This is a genomic window from Acerihabitans sp., from assembly GCF_036398755.1.
Taxonomy (GTDB): Bacteria; Pseudomonadota; Gammaproteobacteria; order Enterobacterales; family Enterobacteriaceae; genus Acerihabitans.
Genome location: NZ_DASWOM010000107.1, coordinates 26,393 through 52,039 on the forward strand (window position 1 = coordinate 26,393; position 25,647 = coordinate 52,039).

The 25,647-nt window shown below is 55.9% G+C and carries 22 protein-coding genes; 9 read left to right on the forward strand and 13 right to left on the reverse strand.

Going from position 1 to position 25,647, the window contains the following annotated elements:
- The first annotated feature begins 225 nt into the window (after positions 1-225).
- The 8 genes from VGC33_RS17865 (at position 226) to rbsR (ending at position 10,306) form a co-directional block, all read left to right on the forward strand.
- On the forward strand, positions 226-1,215 hold the full coding sequence (locus VGC33_RS17865) for a sulfate ABC transporter substrate-binding protein (protein ID WP_331122120.1): 990 nt from the start codon (positions 226-228) through the stop codon (positions 1,213-1,215).
- A gap of 332 nt (positions 1,216-1,547) precedes the next feature.
- Positions 1,548-4,319, forward strand: a complete 2,772-nt coding sequence (locus VGC33_RS17870; RefSeq protein ID WP_331122121.1) for an OspG family effector kinase — start codon at positions 1,548-1,550, stop codon at positions 4,317-4,319.
- A 160-nt stretch (positions 4,320-4,479) separates the two neighbouring features.
- Positions 4,480-4,899, forward strand: coding sequence for a D-ribose pyranase (gene rbsD, locus VGC33_RS17875; protein ID WP_331122122.1), 420 nt, complete (start codon positions 4,480-4,482; stop codon positions 4,897-4,899).
- A gap of 7 nt (positions 4,900-4,906) precedes the next feature.
- Positions 4,907-6,418 (forward strand): ribose ABC transporter ATP-binding protein RbsA, encoded by a 1,512-nt coding sequence (gene rbsA, locus VGC33_RS17880; RefSeq protein WP_331122123.1) that lies wholly within the window; start codon positions 4,907-4,909, stop codon positions 6,416-6,418.
- Entirely contained in the window at positions 6,418-7,386 is a 969-nt protein-coding gene (rbsC, locus tag VGC33_RS17885) for a ribose ABC transporter permease (protein WP_331122124.1), read from the forward strand. Before rbsA ends, rbsC begins: the two co-directional genes overlap by 1 nt.
- 24 nt (positions 7,387-7,410) lie before the next feature.
- Positions 7,411-8,298 (forward strand): ribose ABC transporter substrate-binding protein RbsB, encoded by an 888-nt coding sequence (gene rbsB / locus VGC33_RS17890; RefSeq protein WP_331122125.1) that lies wholly within the window; start codon positions 7,411-7,413, stop codon positions 8,296-8,298.
- Between the two features lie 77 nt (positions 8,299-8,375).
- Positions 8,376-9,296 carry a ribokinase gene (gene rbsK / locus VGC33_RS17895; protein ID WP_331122126.1) on the forward strand — a complete coding sequence of 307 codons (921 nt, stop codon included), beginning with the start codon at positions 8,376-8,378 and terminating at the stop codon, positions 9,294-9,296.
- A gap of 8 nt (positions 9,297-9,304) precedes the next feature.
- Positions 9,305-10,306 carry a ribose operon transcriptional repressor RbsR gene (gene rbsR, locus VGC33_RS17900; protein ID WP_331122127.1) on the forward strand — a complete coding sequence of 334 codons (1,002 nt, stop codon included), beginning with the start codon at positions 9,305-9,307 and terminating at the stop codon, positions 10,304-10,306.
- A gap of 143 nt (positions 10,307-10,449) precedes the next feature.
- Here the strand turns inward: rbsR and tpiA are convergent, their stop codons facing one another.
- The 6 genes from tpiA to VGC33_RS17930 form a co-directional block, all read right to left on the reverse strand.
- The gene (gene tpiA, locus VGC33_RS17905) at positions 10,450-11,217 is read right to left on the reverse strand and encodes a triose-phosphate isomerase (RefSeq protein ID WP_331122128.1); all 768 of its coding nucleotides are present in this window, start codon (positions 11,215-11,217) and stop codon (positions 10,450-10,452) included.
- Between the two features lie 125 nt (positions 11,218-11,342).
- A complete protein-coding gene (locus VGC33_RS17910; RefSeq protein ID WP_414636957.1) occupies positions 11,343-11,930 on the reverse strand; it encodes a DUF1454 family protein in 588 nt (195 codons plus the stop codon).
- Between the two features lie 48 nt (positions 11,931-11,978).
- Positions 11,979-12,725 carry a ferredoxin--NADP(+) reductase gene (gene fpr, locus VGC33_RS17915; protein WP_331122129.1) on the reverse strand — a complete coding sequence of 249 codons (747 nt, stop codon included), beginning with the start codon at positions 12,723-12,725 and terminating at the stop codon, positions 11,979-11,981.
- A 232-nt stretch (positions 12,726-12,957) separates the two neighbouring features.
- Positions 12,958-13,968: a class II fructose-bisphosphatase gene (gene glpX / locus VGC33_RS17920; protein WP_331122130.1), complete on the reverse strand. Its 1,011-nt coding sequence runs from the start codon at positions 13,966-13,968 to the stop codon at positions 12,958-12,960.
- Between the two features lie 120 nt (positions 13,969-14,088).
- Complete coding sequence (gene glpK, locus VGC33_RS17925) at positions 14,089-15,603, reverse strand: glycerol kinase GlpK (protein WP_331122131.1); 1,515 nt, start codon at positions 15,601-15,603, stop codon at positions 14,089-14,091.
- Between the two features lie 39 nt (positions 15,604-15,642).
- The gene (locus tag VGC33_RS17930) at positions 15,643-16,500 is read right to left on the reverse strand and encodes an MIP/aquaporin family protein (RefSeq protein ID WP_331122132.1); all 858 of its coding nucleotides are present in this window, start codon (positions 16,498-16,500) and stop codon (positions 15,643-15,645) included.
- Between the two features lie 506 nt (positions 16,501-17,006).
- Between VGC33_RS17930 and zapB the strand changes: the two genes are divergently transcribed.
- Positions 17,007-17,246: a cell division protein ZapB gene (zapB, locus tag VGC33_RS17935; RefSeq protein WP_331122133.1), complete on the forward strand. Its 240-nt coding sequence runs from the start codon at positions 17,007-17,009 to the stop codon at positions 17,244-17,246.
- A gap of 61 nt (positions 17,247-17,307) precedes the next feature.
- Here zapB and rraA read toward each other — a convergent pair whose 3' ends face one another.
- The 7 genes from rraA to priA all read right to left on the reverse strand — a co-directional run bounded on the left by rraA (position 17,308) and on the right by priA (position 25,550).
- Positions 17,308-17,793 (reverse strand): ribonuclease E activity regulator RraA, encoded by a 486-nt coding sequence (rraA, locus tag VGC33_RS17940; RefSeq protein ID WP_331122134.1) that lies wholly within the window; start codon positions 17,791-17,793, stop codon positions 17,308-17,310.
- 100 nt (positions 17,794-17,893) lie between these two features.
- Positions 17,894-18,811 carry a 1,4-dihydroxy-2-naphthoate polyprenyltransferase gene (locus VGC33_RS17945; RefSeq protein WP_331122135.1) on the reverse strand — a complete coding sequence of 306 codons (918 nt, stop codon included), beginning with the start codon at positions 18,809-18,811 and terminating at the stop codon, positions 17,894-17,896.
- A 91-nt stretch (positions 18,812-18,902) separates the two neighbouring features.
- Positions 18,903-20,234, reverse strand: a complete 1,332-nt coding sequence (gene hslU, locus VGC33_RS17950) for an ATP-dependent protease ATPase subunit HslU (protein WP_331122136.1) — start codon at positions 20,232-20,234, stop codon at positions 18,903-18,905.
- The gene (gene hslV, locus VGC33_RS17955) at positions 20,227-20,775 is read right to left on the reverse strand and encodes an ATP-dependent protease subunit HslV (protein WP_331122137.1); all 549 of its coding nucleotides are present in this window, start codon (positions 20,773-20,775) and stop codon (positions 20,227-20,229) included. Before hslV ends, hslU begins: the two co-directional genes overlap by 8 nt.
- A gap of 88 nt (positions 20,776-20,863) precedes the next feature.
- Complete coding sequence (gene ftsN / locus VGC33_RS17960) at positions 20,864-21,976, reverse strand: cell division protein FtsN (RefSeq protein WP_331122138.1); 1,113 nt, start codon at positions 21,974-21,976, stop codon at positions 20,864-20,866.
- 79 nt (positions 21,977-22,055) lie between these two features.
- On the reverse strand, positions 22,056-23,099 hold the full coding sequence (cytR, locus tag VGC33_RS17965) for a DNA-binding transcriptional regulator CytR (RefSeq protein ID WP_331122139.1): 1,044 nt from the start codon (positions 23,097-23,099) through the stop codon (positions 22,056-22,058).
- A 255-nt stretch (positions 23,100-23,354) separates the two neighbouring features.
- The gene (gene priA / locus VGC33_RS17970) at positions 23,355-25,550 is read right to left on the reverse strand and encodes a primosomal protein N' (RefSeq protein ID WP_331122140.1); all 2,196 of its coding nucleotides are present in this window, start codon (positions 25,548-25,550) and stop codon (positions 23,355-23,357) included.
- Positions 25,551-25,647 lie beyond the last annotated feature (97 nt).

Consider the following 25,647-nt stretch of genomic DNA (forward strand, 5'->3'; position numbering starts at 1 on the left):
GCCCCCGTTCTTCCTCGCCTCCCGTTGGCGCCAAACCGCGCATTATCGTCTTATGCCGACATTCTTATCGCGCTCGCCATCGCCGATTCGCCATGGCCATATCGGGCGGTTATCTCTTTTGCTTATATAAATTGCGTTTTTATTCTTTAAAAGGCGGAGCGATTTCTGACACTCTCTGGTGAAGCACTATTCATACGATTAAAAATTCTCTTGGGGAGTGGAACGATGTCGAAATGGCAAGCAGGGCTGTTATTGATTTTATTATCAGGAAGCGCACTGGCAAAAGATGTGCAGATATTGAATGTGTCCTATGACCCGACGCGCGAGTTATACCAGGATTATAACGTGGCTTTCAGTAAATACTGGCAGGCCAAGACCGGTGATAAGGTCACCGTGCGCCAATCGCACGGCGGCTCAGGCAAACAGGCCACCTCGGTTATCAATGGCCTGGACGCGGATGTGGTGACGCTGGCGCTGGCCTACGACGTGGATGCGATTGCCGAGCGCGGCAGTATCGATAAAAACTGGATTACCCGCCTGCCCGACAACTCCGCCCCGTACACCTCCACCATTGTGTTTCTGGTGCGTAAAGGCAATCCAAAACAGATCCACGATTGGCCGGATCTGATTAAACCGGGCGTTTCGGTGATTACGCCCAACCCAAAAACCTCCGGCGGCGCGCGCTGGAATTACCTGGCGGCCTGGGGTTACGCCCTGCATCACAATAATAACGATCAGGCGAAGGCCCAGGACTTTGTCAAGGCGCTGTTCAAAAACGTCGAGGTACAGGATTCCGGCGCGCGCGCCTCGACCAATACTTTTGTGGAACGCGGCATAGGCGATGTGCTGATCGCTTGGGAAAACGAAGCGCTGCTGGCCGTCAATGAAGTCGGCAAGGATAAATTCGATATCGTGGCGCCAAGCGAGTCCATCCTGGCGGAGCCTACCGTATCGGTGGTGGATAAGGTGGTCGACAAACGCGGCACGCGTGACATCGCGACCGAATACCTGAAGTATCTTTATTCCGCCGAAGGCCAACGCATCGCCGCCAAGAATTATTACCGTCCGCGCGATCCTGACGTTGCCAAGGAGTTTGCCAAGGAGTTTCCGCAGATAAAATTATTTACCCTTAAGGATGAATTCGGCGATTGGCAGAAGGTGCAAAAAATACACTTCTCTACCGGCGGCAGTTACGATCAAATCAGCCAGCGTTAATTACATATTAACCGAATGCAGGTTTCCAACTTAAAAAGCCGTGCGGCGAGACCGCGCGGCTTTTTATTATTTGTTGGTCAGCTGTTTATAATTTTTCCTTAACGCAGTCTGCCCTCCGCACAAGAGCGAACCGTTTCGTTAATCTATCGTTAATCCTCTGATTTTTATATTTTAATTAGTCCCTGCCGGTTTTTTTATGCAAGATACAGATAACAGCGCCACATTATTAATTAATGTATATGTTGCTTGTCATGATTGATGGCTTTTTGCCGTGCCGAAGGTCATTGGGCCTTCAATAACACCGTGAAAAAAATTGGGAAGGGATGCAGATTATGCCGTTATCCGTTATACAGCACAGGATAAATATAGGTCGTCACTACAACCAGACCCGTAGTTATGTCAGTGATAAAAAAATCAGGCAAAAATTGAGCCGAATGGCCGCGTCGCCAGGCGATCCGGCGGCGGGCGCCAGAGCGCATCTCATGCTGCAGGCGCTCACGCTGGCCACCAATTTTTCAGTCAGCCTGGCGCCGGTTATTTCACAGCCATATCCCCGCGCCGTTTATCCTTTGCCTGTCCGGCAGGGCCCGCCCGACGGCCTGCCGGGGGCGGTGATTGCCGACAGAAAGCCTGAACCGGCTGACCGGGCGCAAAAAGGGCGATTTTTAACCCTTTCCCACGCCGGCAAAGGCTTTGCGGATCATGGCAAGGGCCGAGGCGTTGTGCCTTTTATTTATATTTCGCCGGAAAGGGATAAATCATGCAGGAATAAGCGAATCGCAATAGATGTCTCATCCGGTTTGCAAGAAATGGCCTATCGCGAATATCTAGAAAATCATTGTCATATCCGAACCAAAACCAATCAAGGCGAAGTGTTGGGTGATAGCCTGCTCGTCGCCGGCGAATATGTCAGAAATCCGGTTCGCGGCCTCGCCGAGAGAGTGAAGGAGTGGATCAAGGGCGATGGGGAATTGTCGCAAGTAGAAGCTATAATTCTTGAAGTCGCCAATATTGGGCAAGACATTATTTTGGGATTTTTTACTGTAGGCACTTATCCGATTATTAAATATACTTCGGCAAAAGCCTTGGGTATTTCCGGCCATTATATCAATGGTGACAGCACCTGCGTAAGGAACGAATTTTCAGCTGAAGAGCTAGCCAATCTGCTTTTCAATACAGAAGTTGGCATTACCGACCGCCGGGCTTTTTTAAATTCGGGTTTGAACCTTAAGCCACGGGAATTGCAAAACGTTAATGCCTTCGAACCAGACGGGGTATTTGTTCATGAAAAAAATCCAACCGGGATCAATACCGTCAAACATCTTGTTGTTGATCTGGATGCTACCAACGTGCTGGTTCGTCAAACCGAAACAGGTGAATTATTTATTACACACCCGCCGAAGGGTAATACAATACAAGCCGGACGAAAAGTATTTTATGACGCTATAAATGATAAAATACATATTGACGGAGAAAGGCTGGAGGGGCTGGATTACACAATACAGGACGGGAAAAAATTCATTAAATTATATGATGTAAATTATGAACTCACCTATAGCGTTGATAAAAGAACACCGCAACTCAAATTGCAGAACCGTGACGGCACGGAGTCCATAATTCCCGTGTACCATGAAAAAATAAGCCATACCTGGCACCTGGGCACACACAATAACAAACCCGCCTTCACGCCTAGACAGGAAAAAAAAATTCAATTGTGGAAAGAAAAATTTAATGATGCTTATCAGTATATTCAAGTTGATAACCTTTATCCAAAGAATTATGGCGCTGGAAAAATCATTGAAGTCAGGACAAAATACGCCGGTGCTCTGGTTGATGATGTCATAATGAAGGTGGTTGAGCTGAAGGGGGAATTGGTGCCGGTACGTGAGTCGCTGGTGCCTAAAAGAGGCGTAAAATATGAAATATACAATCGGGCCATTCCCGGCAGGCGCGGCCATCCCGTCGAGTTTGACGGCCGCCGCTGGTTGTTTGAAGCCCCGACGTCAATCCATGTTGCCAAAACGTTGCGGCACGCTATTCCCAAGAATGCTGTAGGCGGGCGCGTGAACGCGTTTGATTTATCCACGCCGGATAAATTGGGCCTGCGTTGGGATATGAAAAATAATGCATATTTAAAAATTAAAGATAAGTATTTAAAAGTGAAAAGGTACCCTAAAACCGCAAATAAATTTTTTCTGATTGTTAATAATCGAAAAATCAACCTGCGCTTCAAAAAAAATAAATTTCATGTAGAAAATTTTAGAGAAAGACTTAACGATATACGCAAAATAGGCTTGAGTGGCCGCGCAGGACCTACCAAGCGTAAGCATGCTGTGGATATACTGAAGAATTTGCATGGATTCGACCTTGACCGAGCCAAGACACTGTTGTCTCAATATCGTTTTCCCCCCGAAGGTTTGTTCAACGAGTATTCGTTTGCCTTGGATTTAGAACAGTATGGGGAAATTCCACCCTGGGCAAAACGTTTTAAAATTGAGGAAAGCAACGATAACTTAGTGCCGGCGCCAGGGCGCAAAATAAATGTGTATGATCCCGACGATGAATCCGTCACTCATGAACTCCTGCTTGGTACGGAAGTTGGCGCAGGCGATTATGGTATCGTTTTCCAGGATGGCAAGGATCCCGATTGGTATATCAAAATAATGCGCCCACATCCTGATGGCGACAGCGATATAGATGTCGAGGTATTGGCGGAAAAGGAAGCGGAAAGCTTTCGTTTATTTTATGGGCCGGATTCGGCAAAAATCTTTACTGATAACAAGGGTAATTTTTATAACAGAATGTACAAAATCCCCGGCGCGACATTGGATTCTCTTCCCCAGAGTAGTCTGCCGCGCGATGCTATTGAACGCTTTGTCGATATGCTGGAAAAAATGAATAACGTCAACCTGTTACACGCCGATTTGCATTCGGCGAATATGCTGTGGGATGCCGGCAGTGAAATGTTTTTCCCTATTGATATCCTTGATATCAAGAGAGATTTTTTTCGCAGCGGTAACGACTATAAAGAGGGTTTAAACCAACGTGGCGAAGACCGATGGGACGATGTCATATATGAGATCAGGCAAAAAATGGTCCCCTGAGTTCCGGCATGCATGCGGCCGTCCTGAAAGCCTCACTGGCGTCGCCAAGGCCAGCGAAACGTTTCGATAGCGATCACATTTTTGATGTTTCGCGCTTGTGGCCGGGCGCGTTTGTGATTATTTTCAGGTCAGCGAAACGTTTCGCTGAGAGGATCTGGAAATGAAGAAAGGGTTATTGCTTAACGCCGATGTCTCCGCGTTAATTTCCCGCTTGGGACATACCGATGAAATCGTCATTGCCGATGCCGGGCTGCCCATACCCGCGTCCACCGACAGGATCGACCTGGCGCTGACCCAGGGGGTGCCGGGATTTTTACAGGTATTCGGCGTGGTGGCCAGTGAGATGCAGGTGGAAAAAGCCATTATCGCCAGCGAAATGGCCGCGCATAATCCCGCGCTGCATCGGGCGTTGCTCGACCAGTTGTCACGTCTTGAGCTGGCGCAGGGCAATACCATCGACATCGATTATATCAGCCACCAGGCGTTTAAAGGGCGGACCGCCCTTAGCCGGGCCGTGATTCGCACCGGGGAGTGCACTCCTTTTGCCAACGTTATCCTCTGCTCCGGCGTCACCTTCTGAGGCAACTATGCAACCCTTATTGCAACTGACCGGTATAGACAAGTCGTTTCCAGGCGTCAAAGCGCTTTCCGGCGCGTCGCTCAAGGTCTATCCCGGGCGGGTAATGGCTTTGGTGGGGGAGAACGGCGCCGGTAAATCCACCATGATGAAGGTGTTGACCGGGATATACCACAAGGATGCCGGTACCCTCGCCTTTATGGGGCGCGAGGTCGCCTTCAGCGGCCCCAAGGCGTCGCAGGATGCCGGCATCGGCATTATTCATCAGGAACTTAATCTGATCCCCGAACTGACCATTGCCGAAAATATTTTCCTCGGGCGCGAATTTCTTAACCGTTTCGGCGGCATCGATTGGAAACGTATGTATAGCGAGGCGGACCGGCTACTGGAGCGATTGAACCTGCGCTATAGCAGCCACCGGCTGGTGGGTGAATTGGCGATTGGCGATCAGCAGATGGTGGAAATCGCCAAAGTGATTAGCTTTCAGTCAAAAGTCATTATCATGGATGAACCCACCGATGCGTTAACCGATACCGAGACGGCATCTCTGTTCAGCGTGATAAACGAGTTGAAACAGCAGGGGTGCGGCATCGTGTACATCTCCCACCGGTTAAAAGAAATTTTCGAGATCTGCGACGATGTCACCATCATGCGCGACGGACAGTTTATTGCCGAACGGCCGGTAACCGGGCTGCAAGAGGACCAACTGATTGAAATGATGGTGGGCCGCCGCCTGGAGGAACAGTATCCGCGCATTGCGCAGCGTCCGGGCGCGGAGCGGCTGGTCGTCAGCAATCTGTCGGGTCCGGGGGTGATCGATGTCAGTTTTACCCTGCGCCAGGGGGAAATCCTGGGCTGTGCCGGGCTGATGGGCGCCGGGCGTACCGAACTGATGAAAACCTTATATGGCGCCGCCAGGCGCACCGGCGGCAGCGTGACCCTTGACGGCCGCGCCGTAACGGCCAGATCGCCCCAGGACGGATTGGCCAACGGCATCGTCTATATTTCCGAAGATCGCAAGCGTGATGGGCTGGTGTTGGGGATGTCGGTTAAGGAGAACATGACGTTGACCGCTCTGCGCTACTTCAGCCATCAGGCCGGTTGGCTAAAGCACGCCGACGAGCGGGTGGCGGTGGGGGATTTCATTCGGTTATTCAATATTAAAACGCCGTCGATGGAGCAGCCTATCGGTCTGCTGTCCGGCGGTAACCAGCAAAAAGTCGCCATCGCGCGCGGCCTGATGACCCGCCCCAAGGTGCTGATCCTGGATGAGCCGACCCGGGGGGTGGACGTGGGCGCCAAGAAAGAAATTTACCAGTTGATCAACCAGTTCAAACAGGAAGGGCTCTCCATCATTCTGGTGTCCTCCGAGATGCCTGAAGTCCTGGGCATGAGCGATCGCGTCATGGTGATGCATGAAGGCCGCCTGAGCGGCATATTTCCCATTGGACAGGCCACCCAGGAAGTGCTGATGGCCGCGGCCGTCGGCAAGCTTCCTCGTACACAGCAGGAGAATCAGTGATGAATTCCCGGACCATCCCCGCCAAACGCGGCATCAGTAAAGCCTGGCTGCTGGAGCAAAAATCGTTGATTGCGCTGCTGGTGCTGATCGCCGTGGTTTCCTCGATGAGCGCTAATTTTTTTAGCCTCAACAATCTGTTCAATATTCTCCAGCAGACCTCGGTCAACGCCATTATGGCGGTGGGCATGACGCTTGTGATCCTTACCGCCGGCATTGATTTGTCCGTCGGGTCGCTGCTGGCGCTGACCGGCGCGATAGCCGCCTCGGTGGTGGGACTGGAAATGAACGTGATGGTGGCGGTGGGCGCCTCGCTGGCGCTGGGCGCGGCCATCGGCGCCGTGACCGGCCTTATCGTGGCCAAGGGCAAGGTACAGGCTTTTATCGCCACCCTGGTCATGATGCTGCTGCTGCGCGGCATTACCATGGTGTATACCAACGGCAGCCCGGTCAATACCGGCTTCAGCGATGCGGCCGACGCGTTTGGCTGGTTTGGCATCGGCCGTCCCCTTGGCGTTCCCACGCCGGTATGGATTATGGCCGTGGTATTTCTCGCCGCCTGGTACATGCTGCATCATACCCGCCTGGGCCGTTATATCTATGCGCTGGGAGGTAATGAAGCCGCTACCCGGCTGTCCGGCATCAGCGTCGATCGGGTGAAGATTATCGTCTACTCGCTGTGCGGGCTGCTGGCGGCCCTGGCGGGCATTATTGAAGTTGCCCGCCTGTCCTCGGCGCAGCCCACGGCGGGTACCGGCTATGAGCTGGACGCCATCGCCGCGGTGGTGCTGGGCGGCACCAGCCTGTCAGGCGGCAAGGGTCGCATCATGGGGACGCTGGTCGGCGCGCTGATCCTGGGCTTCCTGAATAATGGACTGAATTTATTAAGCGTTTCCTCCTACTACCAGATGATCGTTAAAGCCGTGGTAATTTTACTGGCGGTGCTGGTGGATAACAAAAGCAGTAAATAACCTCTCCCCGCAGGAATGATAAAGATGAAAATGAAAAAATTAGCTTTTTTGATGTCCGCCGTTGCCTTGGGCGCCACTCTGAGCGGCAATGCCCTGGCGAAAGACAGTATCGCGCTGGTGGTATCCACCCTGAACAATCCGTTCTTTGTCTCCATGAAAGACGGCGCCCAGCAGGAAGCGGATAAGCTGGGCTATCAGCTGGTGGTGCTTGATTCGCAGAACAATCCGGCCAAGGAACTGGCCAACGTGCAGGATCTGACGGTGCGCGGCGTTAAGCTGTTGCTTATCAATCCAAGCGATTCCGACGCGGTGGGTAACGCGGTGATCATCGCCAACCAGGCGAAGATCCCGGTTATCACATTGGATCGTAAGGCCAGCAAAGGGACCGTCGTCAGCCATATCGCCTCCGACAACCGGGTGGGCGGCAAAATGGCCGGTGATTTTATCGGCCAAAAACTGGGCCAGAATACCAAGGTCATTCAGTTGGAAGGTATTGCCGGCACATCGGTTGCGCGTGAGCGCGGCGAGGGCTTTAAACAATCGGCCGATCAGTATAAATTTACTATGCTCGCCAGCCAGCCCGCCGATTTCGATCGCACGAAAGGACTTAACGTGATGCAGAACCTGCTGACCGCGCATCCGACGGTGCAGGCGGTATTCGCGCAAAATGACGAAATGGCCCTGGGCGCCATGCGCGCCCTGCAAACCGTTAATAAAACCGATGTGCTGGTCGTCGGTTTTGACGGCACCGCCGACGGCATCAAAGCGGTGCAAAGCGGTAAACTTGCCGCCACCGTGGCCCAGCAGCCCGACCAGATCGGTATCATCGGCGTGGAAACCGCCGATAAGGTCCTGAAAGGCGAAAAAGTGGATGCGGTAATCCCGGTTGCCCTGAAGCTGGTCACCCAATAAGCCCGTACAACCTCGACAGCAGTGGCTTGCGTTATCGCCGCGCGCCGGCGATAACGCGTCTAACCAGGAAACAGGCTATGGCAATAAAAAAGCTGGTGGTTCTCGGCAGCATTAACGCGGACCATATACTTAATCTTCAACGCTTTCCCCGTCCCGGTGAAACGGTGGTCGGCAACCACTATCAGGTGGCGTTCGGCGGCAAAGGGGCTAATCAGGCGGTGGCCGCCGGCCGCAGCGGCGCGGACATTGCGTTTATCGCCTGTGTGGGCGAGGATGATATCGGCGCGCGGATTCGCCGGCAGCTGCAGGCGGACCACATCGATATTGTGCCCGTGGAACCAAGCCCGGGCGCCAGCACCGGCGTGGCGCTGATTTTTGTCAACGGCCAAGGCGAAAATATCATCGGCATCGATCCCGGCGCTAACGCCGCGGTAACCCCGGCCTACCTGGCCCGCTTCGAACCCTGGGTCATCAATGCCTCGGCATTATTGATGCAGTTGGAATCCCCCCTGGAAACCGTGATCGCCGCCGCCCGTCTGGCGCGGGATCACCAGACCCGGGTGATATTGAACCCGGCCCCGGCGCGTCAGCTGCCGGACGAATTGCTGGCCTTGGTGGATATCATAACCCCTAATGAAACCGAGGCGGAGCAACTGACCGGCGTCGCCGTGGACAATGACGCCGCCGCCGCTCGCGCCGCGCTGATTTTACATGACAAAGGCATCGCCACGGTTATTATCACCCTTGGCAGCCGCGGCGTGTGGCTAAGCGAGCGCGGCAACGGCAAACTGGTGCCCGGATTCAAGGTCAGGGCGGTGGATACCATCGCCGCCGGAGACACCTTTAACGGCGCGCTGATGACCGCGCTGCTGGAAGACCGGGACATGGATAGCGCCATCAGGTTCGCCCATGCCGCCGCCGCGCTGGCGGTTACCCGTGCGGGGGCGCAGCCGTCAATTCCCTGGCGTGACGAAATCGACGCTTTTCTACAGGGTTAGGAGCTTATTTGGCCACCATGAAGGATGTTGCCCGTCTGGCGGGCGTTTCCACCTCCACCGTATCGCACGTGATCAATAACAACCGTTTTGTCAGCGATAAGGTGCGCGATAAGGTGTTGGCGGTGGTGGAGCAGCTTAACTACGCGCCCTCGGCCCTGGCCCGCAGTCTGAAGATCAACCAGACACGCACCATCGGAATGCTGATTACCTCCAGCAATAACCCGTTTTACGCCGAAGTGGTGCACGGCGTCGAGCGCAGCTGCTACGAACGCGGCTACAGCCTTATCCTGTGCAATACCGAAGAAGATGCCGATCGCATGAGTCGCAGTATGGAGACGCTGCTGCAAAAACGCGTCGACGGACTGCTTATCATGTGCACCGAAAATAACCGGCCCTCCCGCCTGGCGCTGCGCCGCTATCCCTCTTTACCGATTGTCATGATGGATTGGACGCCGTTTGAGGACGCGCTGGATATTATCCAGGACAACTCGTTATTGGGCGGCTGCCTGGCCACTGAATATCTGATTTCGCGCGGCTACAGTAAAATCGCCTGTATTTCCGGTCCGCAGGATAAAACCACCGCGCGCCACCGTCTGCAGGGGTATCGCCTCGCCATGGAGCGCGCCGGGCTGGCGGTTCCGGCCGGTTATGAGGTTTTCAGCGATTTCGAATTTGGCGGCGGCGTGAGCGCGATGCAACAATTGTTATCCTTAACCGAGCCGCCGCACGCGGTGTTTACCGGCAATGACGCGGTTGCGGTGGGCGTCTACCAGGCGCTGTACCAGGCCGGGCTATCGGTGCCGGGGGACATGGCGGTCATCGGTTACGATGACATTGAGCTGGCAAAATACCTTACCCCGCCATTGACCACCATCAACCAGCCGAAAGACTCGCTGGGGCAGTTGGCAATCGACACCCTGCTTTACCGGTTGGAACATCCCGATACCGAACCTCAGGTGCTGGTGCTGACCCCCGAGCTGGTGGCGCGCGCGTCGGTTGGCCAACGCTGAGTCATGCAGAAGGCCGTTGCGCTGTCATGGCGCCGAAAAAAAACCGGAAACGCGGGGTTTTGTACCCGGTTCCGGTTGATCTGATAGATAACGCATGATGGCAGGGCCGGTTAACGCGCCGTGAACCCGCCCGCCAGGTTAAATCAGGCTGTTTTGGCTTGCGCCGCCGCTTTAACGATCACCGCGAAGGCGTCTGCTTTAAGCGAAGCGCCCCCTACCAGCGCGCCATCGATATCCGGCTGGGTAAACAGTTCCGCCGCGTTGCCGGCATTCACCGAGCCGCCGTACTGGATAATAACCTGTTCCGCCACGGCTTCGTCGTGTTTGGCGATATGGCCGCGGATAAACTTATGCACCGCCTGGGCCTGCGCCGGGGTGGCCGATTTACCGGTGCCGATGGCCCAGATGGGTTCGTAGGCGATAACCGCGTTGTCAAAGGCTTTGGCGCCCATGGCGTTCAATACCGCGTCAAGCTGGCGGGCGCAAACCGCTTCCGTTTCACCGGCTTCGTTTTCCGCTTCGGTTTCGCCGATACATAATACCGGGATCAGGCCCGCTTCTTTCAGGACCGCGAATTTCTCGGCGATAAGCTCATCGCTCTCTTTATGATAGGTGCGCCGCTCGGAGTGGCCGATAATGATATATTTCGCACCGATATCCTTGAGCATGTCGGCGGAAACTTCGCCGGTAAACGCGCCGGAAAGGTTGGTATCGACGTTTTGCGCGCCCAGCGCCAGCTGGCTGCCGGCAAGCTGACGCTTGGCCTGTTCCAGATACACCACCGGCGGCGCGATAGCCACGCCGCAGCCGGTCACGCCGTTTAATTCCGTGCGCAGCGCGGCGATCAGATCGTTAACCAAATGCTTGCTGCCATTCAGCTTCCAGTTACCCATTACTAACGGATATCGCATTTTAAAATCTCCAATAGGGAACGCGAAACAAAAAAATTGACTGCCCCGGGGACAGTATTACCTGCCCCCAGTATAGAGAGAAAGCGCCGCGGTGGCTTTGTTTTTTGTCATGAAACCGCGGCCGCTCAGGGTTCGGATAAGGCGAGTTTAACCGGCTCTATGGCAAAAGTGAGACCTTTGTCACCATTGTCGGCCACCACGTAACGCAAGGCGCCCCAGGACTGTTGGAAAAAGCGCGACCCTTTACCTTTGGCCAGCAGGTCGGCCACCCGGGCGTTGCTCTGCGACGCCGTCAAGGCCGGTTCGAATTCCCGCAGCAGCGCGGCCATATAACTCAGGGCCACGGTGCGCGCCGCTTTTTCGCTGCCCCCTTCCACCGCCAGGTAGGTCAGTTGCAAGGTTTTGATCTTGCCGCTGCCCTTTTCCAGGGCGGTGGAAGCATAGAGCGTCTCGTTGATTTTGCTGGCGGCGCGCGTGAGGTTCATGCCGTCGCTGCGGCTGTCGATAGCCCGGAACTCGCCTATCTGGAGGGCGGGATTGTGCGTATTGAATTGCTCGCGGAACGTCATTACCGTCAGATCAAATGTCGGGGCGCCGGCCAGCAGATAGGGCGCGGTCGTATCGGCCGTGGTTTCGGCCGCCGCGACCATCACCGACCATGATGGCAATGCCAGCAATAGGGCCGCGAGAGCGGCGCGGTTTTTGATATTCACTGCCTGTTGCTTCCCATTGGCATCACCCGGAAAAAAAACGCATGGCTCTTACCAGTAATGTTCGCTGGTAATATGACCCGGTTTGCGGCGCAGATGCTTACGCATCTCGCGCGTATCTTTTAATATCTGCTGTGTATCCCTGACCATTTGCGGATTACCGCATAACATCACATGCCCGGTTTCGGCATTCAACGGTAGCCCGACCGCGGTTTCAAGGGAACCGTCGGCTATCAGGGCGGGAACGCGGCCGGTCAACGAGCCGGGAATCTCTTCGCGGCTGACCACGGTCTGGACATGCAGCCTGCCGTTAAAACGCTGTTGCAGCTCCAGCATCATCGGCAGGTAGCTGAGGTCCCGGGCAAAACGCGCCGCATGCACCAGTACGATATCCTTGAAGCGTTCCAGCCCTTCCCCCTGCTGCAGGATGGACAGAAAAGGCCCCAGTGCCGTACCGGTCGCCAGCATCCAAAGCGTTTCGCATTGCGGGATTTCGTCCAGGACAAAAAAACCGGCGGCCTCTTTGGTTACCATCAGCGAATCCCCCGGCCGCAAGGCGTGCAGCGGAGGACTGAGCTTACCCTCGGGCACCGTCACCAGGTAAAATTCCAGGTTATCGCTGTGCGGCGCGTTGACGTAAGAATACGCGCGCTGGACACGCTCGCCGTTGATTTCCAGGCTGAGTTTGGCGAATTGTCCGGCGGTAAAAGGATCAACGGGGGCTTTAACGATTAAGCTAAAAAGGCTCTCAGTCCAGTGTTCCACATGTATGATTTTCCCGGTTACCCATTCTGCCATAACGCATTTTCCCCTTGTTCTTTCCGGCCGGTACCCGGACCGGCTAACGATTCCCCACTCTGTCACAGCGGCTGATGATGATGGCGGACCCGCTAAACGCCGGCTTTTGCCGGCATCACCCGTCGGGCCGCGAACGCGTCATTATCGGCTAATTCGGTAGCGGCATCCAGCATGGCGACGTTAATTGTTAACAATTCGTTTTGCAAATGATGCCATGGGGCAAAATCCGGGGTTAAAGAATAAAGGGATGCAGGGCGATGTCCTTGCGATCGAGGTAATGGGTCGAGGCTATGCGCCTGATGGTGCGGCTATTGCCGCGAATCAGCAGCGTTTCGGTGGTGGCCAGGTTGCCCTTGCGGGTGATGCCGCTGAGCAGATCTCCTTTGGTGATCCCGGTGGCGGAAAAAACCACGTTGTCGTTGCGCGCCATATCGTTAAGCGTCAGCACGGTATTGGCGCTGATGCCCATGGCGGCGCAGCGCGAGAGTTCATCGGCGCCGATGCGGCGATTCGACTCGTTATCGCCTTTGACCTGATGGCGGGGTAATAACCGGCCCTGCATATCGCCGTCCATCGCGCGGATGGCCGCCGCCGAGATAACCCCTTCAGGGGCGCCGCCGATGCCATACATGACATCCACTTCGCTATCCGGCATACAGGTAAGCAGGGAAGCGGCCACATCGCCGTCGGGAACGGTAAAAACGCGCACGCCAAGCCGCTGTAAACCGGCGATGCATTCATCATGGCGGGGTTTGGCCAGGATGGCCACGGTCAGCCGCGACAGGGGTTTATTCAGTTTACGGGCAATGTTGCGCAGATTTTCATCCAGGGGCAGGTTAAGATCGATTGCGCCTTTGGCATCAGGGCCGACCACCAGCTTTTCCATATACATATCCGGCGCGTGCAGAAAGGCGCCTTTTTCCCCCACCGCCAAGACCGCCAGCGCATTGGCCTGGCCCATGGCCGTCATTCGGGTGCCTTCGATGGGATCCACCGCGATATCCACCGCGTCTCCGTCACCGGTGCCGACGGCTTCGCCGATATACAGCATCGGCGCTTCGTCGATTTCGCCTTCGCCAATGACAATACGCCCGTCGATCCGCACCTGGTTGAGCATAATGCGCATGGCCTGGACCGCCGCATTATCGGCCGCGTTCTTATCGCCGCGGCCCAGCCAGCTGTAGCCCGCCAGCGCGGCGGCTTCGGTTACACGGGAGAATTCGATGGCTAATTCACGTTTCATGTTAAACCTTGCGTTTTCAATCAAGAGAAGTTTATCGCAAAGTTTATCACACCTGGCGCGCATTCCGGGCGGCGGAACCGCGACGCAATGCGGCCAGGATAAAACGCGCCGTCCGGGGCCTTATTCGTCCGAGCGTTCTTCCCACGCGCGGGCGCGTTCAACCGCCTTTTTCCAGCCGCTATAGCGAACGTTGCGTTCCACCGTTTCAATGCTCGGGCGGAATTCCCGTTCAATTACCGCCTTGCTCCTGACTTCTTCCACATCGTTCCAGAAGCCCACGGCCAGGCCGGCCAGATAAGCCGCGCCCATGGCGGTGACTTCCCGCACTTCGGGCCGCTCGACGCGGGTGCCGAGGATATCGGATTGGAACTGCATCAGGAAGTTATTGGCCACGGCGCCGCCGTCCACCCGCAGGGACTGGAGGCGGGCGCCGGAATCCGCCTGCATGGCATCGAGCAGATCCCGGGTCTGGAAGGCAATGGATTCGAGGGTGGCGCGAATAATATGATTCGCGTTAACGCCGCGGGTCAAGCCGAATATCGCGCCGCGCGCATAGGGATCCCAATACGGCGCGCCCAGGCCGGTAAACGCAGGTACCACATACACCCCATTGGTATCCTTCACCTTGGTGGCGAAATATTCCGAATCGGTGGCGTCGCTTATCAGTTTTAGCTCGTCGCGCAGCCACTGGATGGCGGCGCCGGCAACAAACACCGCGCCCTCCAGGGCGTAATTGACTTCACCGCGCGGTCCGCAGGCGATGGTGGTCAGCAACCCGTGTTTGGATTGTACCGCCTTGGTGCCGGTATTCATCAGCAGGAAGCAACCGGTGCCGTAGGTATTCTTGGCCATGCCGGGCTGCACGCACAGCTGCCCGTAGAGCGCGGCCTGCTGATCGCCCGCGATGCCGGCGATAGGAATACGGGTGCCGCCTTTACCGCCGATATTGGTCTGCCCGTAAACTTCGGACGAGGGACGCACGTCCGGCAGCATGGAGCGGGGAATATCCAGAATTTCCAGCAGCTTGTCGTCCCATTCCAGTTTATGGATATCAAACAGCATGGTGCGCGAGGCATTGGTATAGTCGGTGACATGCACCCGACCCTGCGTCATGCGCCAGATAAGCCATGTGTCGATGGTGCCGAACAGCAGTTCGCCGCGTTTGGCGCGTTCCCGGGCGCCCTCGACATTGTCCAGGATCCATTTCACCTTGGTGCCGGAGAAGTAGGGATCGATAACCAACCCGGTGGTTTTGCGCACATAATCCTCAAGGCCGTCGCGCTTTAACTTTTCACACATATCCGAGGTGCGGCGACACTGCCAGACAATCGCGTTGTAGACGGGTTTGCCGGATTCCTTATCCCAGACCACCGCCGTTTCACGCTGGTTGGTGATGCCGATGCCGGCGATTTGGTCGGAACGGATATCGGCCTTGGCCAGGGCTTCCACCAGGGTCGAGCTTTGCGATGCCCAGATTTCCATCGGATCGTGTTCCACCCAGCCCGGTTTGGGATAAATCTGGGTGAATTCGCGCTGCGAAACGCTGACGATATTGGCGTCATGATCCATGACAATGGCGCGGGAGCTGGTTGTTCCCTGGTCGAGAGCCACAATATATTTTTTATCTGATGACATAATTGATTCCTGCAAAAGTTATAATTCACATGGTAAGCATTATGCTTTACGTTCGGAATTGGCGGCGTTTGGCGAGCGTGTCTCCTCCAGGCCATCCTCAACAATATTAGAAGGAAGATAAGGGCTAATCAGCGAACGATAGATAAAGGCGCCCAGGCAGGCCCCGACAATAGGCGCAATCAGCGGCACCAGGAAGTAGGGGATTTCACGTCCGCCGGTAAAGGCCACTTTGCCCCAGCCCACCAGGAACGCAAACACCTTGGGACCGAAATCACGGGCGGGGTTAAGGGCGAATCCGGTCAACGGACCCATCGAAGCGCCGATTACCGCGATCAGGAGACCGATCAGCAACGGCGCCAGCGGGCCGCGGGGGATGCCGTTGCCGTCATCGGTCAGGGCCAGGATCAGGCAGAGCAGGATGGCCGCGATAACCGTTTCCACTAAAAACGCCTGGATAACGGTGATATGGGGGTTGGGGTAGGTGGAGAACACGCCGGCAAGCTGCAGGCTTTCCACGCTGCCGCGCACCATATGGTTTGTCTGTTCAAAATCGAAAAACAGGCTGTAATAAAGGCCGTAGACCAATGCCGCGCCGCAGAACGCGCCGAGCATTTGGGCAATAGTATAGGGCAAGACTTTACGACCTTCGAAGCTGGCGAACAGCCATAGGGCGATGGAAACCGCCGGGTTGAGGTGGGCGCCGGACACGGCGGCGGTGAGATACACGGCCAGAGCGACGCCCAGGCCCCAGATAATGCTGATTTCCCACTGGCCGAAACTGGCGCCGGCCAGTTTCAGGGCGGCGACGCACCCGGCGCCGAAGAAAATCAGTAACCCGGTTCCCAAAAATTCAGCTATGCATTGGCCTTTCAATGTTGGAGTTCGTTGTTGGCTCATAATCTTTTCCTGCTGGCGAAAAGTGAAGTAGCAGCCGAGGACATGTCTGCTTACCGAATCAAATCTAACCTAGTAAGACATGTAGGTATGTTGTAAATTTATCGTTAACGAGCAGAAACGAGAAATATCGAAATCAAATTGTGTGCAGTACGTCATAAAAATGAGCGTATTCGCTTAATTTAGACTGAAAAGGACAAAATATCTGTGTGCTGGCTATCACCTTTTTTAACAGAGGATGTTAATTGCCAAAACGGGCATGCAATGCGCGGGAAAACTTACCCCGCCCCGCGGGCTTGATAGCGTACAATAACAACCGTCTTATTCGGCCGTTTGGGCGATTGCGGCTGGACACCAGGGGTAGGGCTACTTAAAATCCCCTCACCGGACTGTACCAAAGGCATTTTGACACGCGCTTTTGCGCTGCTGACGCAAAGACGGCTACAGGGCTACACCCAGGCGTGTGGCTCACATTCACGATTACACCTTGTAGGCTTAAGGGGGCTGAAATGGCTTTTGAAGTATTTGAAAAATTAGAAGCGAAGGTACAGCAGGCGATAGATACCATCACGCTGTTGCAAATGGAAATTGAAGAATTGAAGGAGAAAAACAACAGTTTGGCTCAGGAGATTTCGCAAGCGTCCAGCAACCGTGAATCGCTGGTAACTGAAAACGAGCAGTTAAAGCAGGAGCAGGGCGTATGGCAAGAGCGTTTGCGCGCATTGCTCAGTAAAATGGAAGAGGTTTAACGCCGCTTGGCCGGCGGCAATAAGGGCGATACCCGATCGCCCTTTTGTGCGCCGCGGCGGGTTATTCGAGGTCTAAGGCGTCTTCCGACAGGATGATGCCGGTATTATCGGCATAAAGATGATCGCCGGAAAAGAAGGTGACCCCGCCAAAATTGACCCGGATATCGCTCTCGCCGATACCCTCGCTCGCGGCGCCCGCCGGCGTGGCGGCCATGGCCTGGATGCCCAGATCGAGCTCCTCGAGATCGTCCACTTGACGCACCGCGCCGTAGACCACGATGCCTTCCCACTCGTTTTGCGCCGCAAGCATGCCCAGCTCGGCATTAATCAGCGCGCGCCTGACCGAACCGCCGCCGTCGACGACTAATACGCGGCCCAGTCCGTTTTCTTCAAGCACGTCATAAAGCAAACCATTATCCTCGAAACATTTCACGGTAACGATCTGCCCGCCAAACGATGTCCTCCCGCCAAAATTGCTGAAGAGAGGTTCAACAACATTCACGTCTTCATGATAAATGTCGCATAGTTCTGAAGTATCGTATTTCATAGGATTTACGTCGGTTTGCCGCTGGAGCGCAAAGTATATCGCGTTCTCGCGCCAGTTGCCAAAATCATCAATTGTTAACTTGATGCGCGTCAGAAAACGTTTAGCTAAACAACAACCCGACGGCAAACAGGATATTGATAAGCAAGGCGCATTTGACGGTTTTTTCAAGCATGGGCCGGATGCCCGACGGGTCAGGTTCGTGCAGGACATAACGCGCCTGCATATACAGCGCCGGCACGGCCAGGGCGAACAGCCAGCCCACCAGGTTGCGCAACTCGAGCAGGGTGAAAACGGCCAGGCATAACACCGCGCACGCCAGCAGGCCCGCGTGATAATAACGCGCCCGCAGCGGCCCGAGACGCACCGCCAGGGTATTCTTCCCGGCCAGGCGATCGGATTCAATATCGCGCAGGTTATTGATATTCAATACCGCCGCCGCCAACAGTCCGCAGGCGGTGGCCGGCAACATCACGATGGTATGGAAGGCGCCGATTTGCAAATAATAGCTGCCGCCGACGCTGAGCCAGCCGAAAAAAATCAGCACCGACAGATCGCCAAGCCCCATATAACCGTAAGGGCGGGTGCCCATGGTATAGGTAATGGCGGCGATAATCGACAAAATGCCAAGGGCCAGGAATCCCAGGATATCCGCGGGTTTTTCGCAGGCAATGGCAATGAGCGTCGCGCCAGAAATAAGCGATAGGGCGATGGCGATAATCAACGCCAGTTTCATCTGCTCGCGGGTGATAACGCCCATTTGCATACCGCGCAACGGTCCGATGCGGCCATGATCGTCGCTGCCTTTGACGGAATCGCCATAATCATTGGCCAGGTTGGACAGGATTTGCAGCAGCGCGGCGGTGAGCAGCGCCAGCAGCGCGACGCCGGGTTTGAAATGGCCTTGCCAGCCGGCGATCGCCGAGCCGGTGACGATGGAGGCCAGCGCCAGCGGCAGCGTGCGCAAACGCAGGCTGACCATCCAGGCTTTGGTCGGACTGATAGTGACGGTTTCGCTCATAATTAACGAATCTTATGTGTAATACCCGGTTTTGGCAAAAAAAACGGGAGGCCGGAGCCTCCCATTGCGGATGTCGTCTATCCAGTGGCGTTTACAGGATAAATCGGCTCAAATCTTCATCAGATATTAGCTCATCCAGATGGCTACGAACATAATCTGCATCAATTGTAATTGTTTTACCATCCCATTCGCTGGCGTCGTAGGAAATATCTTCCATTAATCGCTCAAGCACGGTATGCAGGCGACGGGCGCCGATATTCTCGGTGCGTTCGTTAACCTGCCAGGCGGCCTCGGCGATGCGGCGGATGCCGTCGGCGGTAAATTCAATGCTGACGCCTTCGGTGGCCATCAGCGCTTTGTACTGAATCGTCAGTGAAGCGCTCGGTTCGGTCAGGATACGCTCGAAGTCGTTGGTCGTCAGCGCTTCAAGCGCAACGCGAATCGGCAGCCGGCCCTGTAGCTCCGGAATCAAATCCGACGGACTGGACACCTGGAACGCGCCGGAGGCGATAAACAGGATATGATCGGTTTTTACCATGCCGTGCTTAGTGGAGACGGTACAACCTTCCACCAGCGGCAGCAAATCCCGTTGCACGCCCTCGCGGGAAATATCCGGGCCGGATGTTTCGCCGCGCTTGCAGATTTTATCAATTTCATCGATAAACACGATGCCGTGCTGCTCGACGGCTTCGATGGCCAGCTCTTTCAGTTCTTCCGGATTGACAAGCTTAGCCGCCTCTTCCTCAACCAGCAGCTTCAGCGCTTCCTTGATGCTTATTTTACGCGGCTTTTGTTTTTGTCCGGCCAGGTTTTTAAACATGGATTGCAGCTGATTGGTCATTTCCTCCATTCCCGGGGGCGCCATGATCTCAACGCCCATCGGCGCGGCGGACAGGTTTATTTCAATTTCTTTATCGTCAAGCTGGCCTTCGCGCAATTTTTTACGAAAGTTCTGCCGCGCCGGCGAGGACTCGGTGGCTTCTTCCGGCTGGCCCCAGTTATTTTTGGCCGGGGGAATAAGCACGTCCAGCACACGTTCTTCCGCCAGTTCTTCAGCGCGCTGACGATTTTTATCCAGGGATTGCAGGCGCACCATTTTTACCGCCGCATCGGTCAGGTCGCGGATAATCGAGTCAACCTCTTTGCCGACGTAACCGACTTCGGTAAATTTGGTGGCTTCAACCTTGATAAAGGGCGCATTGGCAAGCTTGGCCAGGCGACGGGCGATTTCGGTTTTACCGACGCCGGTCGGGCCTATCATCAGGATATTTTTCGGCGTCACTTCGTGGCGCAGTGCTTCGTCCAGCTGCATGCGGCGCCAGCGGTTGCGCAGCGCAATGGCGACGGCGCGTTTCGCGTTATGCTGACCGATGATATAGCCGTCCAGTTCGCTGACGATTTCACGTGGAGTCATCTCAGACATTTTCAGGTTCCTTCACTTTGGAGGTTAATTCTTTAATAGTGTGGAATTGATTGGTGTAAATGCAGATGTCCCCCGCAATCGTCAATGCTTTCTCTACTATATCCCGCGCCCCAAGCTCGGTGTTATCAAGCAGGGCGCGCGCGGCGGCCTGGGCATAGGGGCCGCCGGAACCAATAGCGATCAGATCGTCTTCCGGCTGGATAACATCGCCGTTGCCGGTAATGATGAGCGACGTTCTCTCATCCGCCACCGCCAGTATGGCCTCCAGCTTGCGTAACATGCGATCGGTGCGCCAGTCTTTGGCCAACTCCACGGCCGCCTTGGTCAGATGGCCCTGATGCTGTTCCAGCTTACGCTCGAACAGTTCAAATAAGGTAAAGGCATCCGCGGTGCCGCCGGCAAAACCCGCTATAACCTGATCATTGTAAAGCGAGCGGACTTTGCGCACATTCCCTTTCATCACGGTATTACCCAGGGTGGCCTGGCCGTCGCCGCCGATGGCCACACTGCCATTGCGGCGTACGCTTACGATTGTTGTCACGAGCAACCCTCCGGTAACTATAGATTCAAACGCCTCATAATTAGTATGAGACATATTGAATGTATAGATGGGGTGGGATTAGGGGTTTTCAACCCCCACTGGCGATGGGGATGCAATTTGATACCCCGGAGGCGCGTAAATTCTGCAGCGACTTATCGGCGCCGGCGCGGGTGGAATAAGGCCCCAACATGACGCGATTCCAGCCGCCATTGCTGGTGATCCGGCTTTCAATCCCGCCGAAGGCGAGCTGGGCGCGGATAGACTCGGCCTGATCCATCGCTTTGAACGAACCGCACTGGATAAGCCAGCGTTGGGCTTTTTCAGCCGGTTCTTTGTCCGCCTTGGGTTCCGCCTTGGGTTCGGCGCGGGCTTCCGCTTTCGGCTGCGGCTCCGGTTGTATGGCGGTCACAGGCGCCTGACGGGCCGGCTGCTGCACCTGCTGTACGGCCGGCGCCTGACGGGCCGGCTGCTGCACCTGCTGTACGGCCGGCGCCTGGCGGGCCGGCTGCTGCACCTGCTGTACGGCCGGCGCCTGGCGGGCCGGCTGCTGTACCTGCTGTACGGCCGGCGCCTGGCGGGCCGGCTGCTGTACCTGCTGGGCGGCCGGCGCCGGACGCGGCTGCTGTTGTTCTACCGGCGCGGAAAAGACCTGGCGGGGTTGTACCGGCGTGACGGCGCCGAGCGCCGGACGCGGCGCAGGCGCCGCCTGGAACGATGGCTGGTTCTGTTGGTTCTGCTGGTTACGGGGGTGATTCGCCGCCGGTGTTTTCACCTGGTCGTTATAAGGCACTTCATTGAGGTGGGTCGGCTGCTGGCGCATATCCGCCTGCATCTGCTCAAGAAGCTGGCGCTGCTCGTCGGTCAATTGGGCCGGTGTTTGCACTTCGCCGCCCGCCGTGGGTTCGGTAGGCGTTTGCACACCTATCTGGCGGTTTTCCAGTTCTTTTATATAGCGCCAGCGCTCTTCCGGTTTGGGCGGCAGACCGTTGCTGGTATGGTTGCCGTGGCTTGGCAGGATGACCGCCTCCTCCGTCTTATTGTGGGCAATAAAGTAGAGACCGCCGACAAACGTAATCAATAAGGCGACCGCCAATGCGATCATGGTCTTAGAAATGCCGGAAGAGGAGCGTTTTTTTCGACTGTTGGTTTTTTTGCGCCGCGTATTTGTCCTTCCACGGCCTACATAGTCTCTTTGTGCCACTGTCGTTTCGCTAAGTTTGAGAAAGTAACCAGCCCGTCATGTTACTGAAGGCAATAAAATTTGACTAGCGCCTGTAATCCTAAAGCGCGTTTTGTTTTATGCGGGGCACGGCGGTACTGCCCCGGACGATCAGTTTGCTATCCAATAGCAGGGAGGTATTCGCTACCGCCTGTTGCCTGAGCTGTTGCAAGAGTAACAAAAGCGCCTCGCGCCCGAGCTCATAGCCCGGCTGGGCCACGGTTGTCAACGGCGGGTCGCAGAATTTCGCCAGCGTAATATCATCAAAGCCTACCAGGGACAGATCGCCCGGCACGTGCAGCCCGATTTTTTTCGCCTGTGACAAAACGCCGAACGCTATGATATCACTGTGACAAAAGATAGCAGTAGGCGGATACGTTCGCGACATTAATGCATTCAGTCCCGCCGCGCCGGCCTCGAAACTGACGTCGCCCTGGATGACGACATGGTCATCGGCGGGGATGCCATGGCGTCGCAGCGCCTGAATATACCCTTGTACCCGGTAATGGCAAAGCGTCAGATGCTCCGGCCCGCTAATACAGGCAATACGCCGGTGCCCAAGGCTGAACAGATAATCCACCGCCTCATAGGCCGCGGTAAGATTATCAATATGCACGGTGGGCAATGCAAGCTCCGGGACAAACTCATTGACCATCACCATCGGCGGCAGGTTTTGCTGTTCCTCGATATCAATGGCAAACGGCGGCCCGGATCCTAGCAGCAACATACCATCTATCTGCCTGGCAATGATCAAATCACTAAAGCTTTTTTTATGTGGCCGCTGATGGGCGCAGTCGGCAATCAAGACCAGATAACCGTTTTCATCGGCGGTTTCCTCGATGCCGCGCAGGATGTCAGAGAAAAAGGGATCGCAGATATCGGGCACCAGCGCCAGCAGGTTACGGGTTTCGTTGCGTTTTACCTGGCGGCCGAGAGGCTGTGGGGAATAGCCGACATCGCTCACGGCGAGCTGGACTTTTCTGCGCGTCGTGACCGAGACCTTTTCCGGATTCATCAGCGCCCGGGAAACCGTGGCCGTCGACACGCCGGCTTTTTCCGCCACATCCTTCATGGTCGCTATGCCGGCAAACTTTTTTGGTTGCACATCTTTCTCCTGATGTCAGCGCAATAGACGAACACAGCTTCATCGCGCATGTTCCCATAGGGTGTTCCGCGGCCGCCAACGTGAGCGCCTGGGATTGTGACGGACGCGAACGTCGGCACAAGAAGGTTCCATTTTTTCCAGGCCCGTCCTTTCTATCAGATAGTGCGTTACTTGAGTTACTAAAAAGATCGGTCCGGTACTCACTTTGAATATTATCCGAATGCGGCCCGCAAAATACTGATAACCCCGACAGGATTAAATATCCATCGGATCGACATCCAGCGACCATTTTACCTTGCGCGCCTGAGTCATGGTGCCGACCAGCGGCAGGCTGGCGGCGACCAGCCGTTGCAACTGCGCGCGGGATGGGTGCTGCAACAGCAATTGCCAGCGAAAGCGTCCGCCGCGTTTGGGCAGCAGCGCCGGAATCGGCCCCATCAGCCACGTGGCTTCGTCGCGCAGCGGGCTGGCATCCAGTAGTTGGCGCAGGCGTTCGAGGAACAGCCGGGCCTGCTGATTGTCATGGTCTTCCGCGCGAAACAGGATATGGCTGGTAAACGGCGGCAACATTACCGTCTGGCGCTCGGCCAGCGCCTGTAGCGCAAAGGCCATATATCCTTCATGCAGCAATACCTGCAGTAACGGGTGATCGGGATGGTGTGTTTGCAAAAACACTTCGCCCGGTTTGCCCGCGCGCCCCGCGCGTCCGGAAACCTGGGTATAAAGCTGCGCGAACCGCTCCGCGGAGCGAAAATCCGCAGAGAACAGCGCGCCGTCCACATCCAGCAGCGACACCAGCGTGACGTCGGGGAAATGATGCCCTTTCGCCAGCATTTGGGTACCGATTAAAATCCGGGGGCCGCCTTTTTGCACTTCGGCCAAATGGTGTTCCAGCGCGCCTTTGCGCGATGTGGTGTCGCGATCGACGCGGGTAATGGGGGTGGTGGGGAATAATGCCGCCAACGTTTCTTCAAGTTGCTCGGTGCCGAGGCCAACCGGCACAAGTTGGGTGGAACCGCACTGAGGGCATTGATTGGGGATCGGCCGTTGGCTATCGCAATGATGGCAACGCATCAGGCGCTGCTGCTGGTGAAGGGTATAATAATGATCGCAGCGCTGGCATTCGGCGATCCATCCGCATTCGTGGCACAGCAACGCCGGGGCGAAACCGCGCCGGTTCAGGAACAGCAGCACCTGGTTACCGGCATCAAGATGGGTACGCATTTTGTTCAGCAACGGCTGCGACATACCGTTGGTCAGCGCCAGTCCTTTTAGATCCTGCAACTGCTGCGTGGCCGGCCGGGCGTTGCCCGCGCGTTTGCCGAGCGTCAGGTTGCGGTACTTTTTCAACTGGACGTTATACAGGGTCTCCAACGCGGGCGTCGCCGACCCCAGCACAATGGGGATGTTTTCTTCGCGCGCACGGAATACCGCCAGGTCGCGGGCATGGTAACGCCAGCCCTCGTGCTGTTTATAAGAGCTGTCATGTTCTTCGTCGATAACGATAATGCCCAGGCGGGCAAAGGGCGTAAACAGCGCCGAGCGGGTGCCGATGACAATCGCCGCCTCGCCGCTGCGCGCTTTTAGCCAGACCGCCATGCGCTCACTGTCGTTCAAACCGGAATGCAGTACTTCCACCGGCGCGTGAAAGCGTTCGCGAAAGCGGGCAATGGTCTGCGGGGTCAGGCCGATTTCCGGCACCAGAATCAGCGCCTGCTTGCCGTTGGCTAAAATATTTTCCAGCACCGTCAAATAGACTTCTGTTTTACCCGAACCGGTAACCCCGGCCAGCAGCCAGGCGGCGAACCGATCGTCTTCGCTGCGGATCGCGCCGACGGCGGTGGCCTGTTCCGTGTTTAGCCGCAACCTTTCCCCCTCGACCCGATAGCCGTCGCGCCAGTCGCTGCCGGCGACCGGGCTGGAACGCAAATCGCTTAACCCTTTGGCGCGCAGGGCCTGCAACGCGCTGTCGGCCAACATGAGCTCAGCCACCTGATGCCGGTAAACCGGGCCTTGCAACAAGGCTCCCAGCGCCTGCTGCTGTTTCGGCGCCCGTTTCAAGCTATCAAGCGTCGTCGCCCGCCCCTGTTCGGTGGCGAACCATTGCCATAACGGCGTCATTTCCGCCGGCTTGCCCTGGCGAATCAATACCGGCAACGCATGGAACAACACTTCGCCGACGGGGTAGTGATAATAACCAATGGCCCAATTCAGAATGCGCCACAGACTTGGCGGGAACAGTGAATGTTGATCAAGCACGGCGCTGATGCTTTTCAGCTTATCCAACGGCAATTCGCTTTCTTCGCTGATGCCGGTGACGATGCCGATGGCATGACGTTGCCCAAATGGAACACGCACGCGTCCGCCCATCGCGGGATGCAGATGGCCGGGCAAAAGATAATCGAAGGTGCGTGCCAATGGCACCGGTAACGCAACGTGAACAACAGGCATTGGATCATCCAGGGTGGAAAAAATGCGCTGATAGTGTACACTGTGTCGCCTTCAATGCACGGATGTGTTTGCAAAGCCCGGTGGCATTCTGTATGAT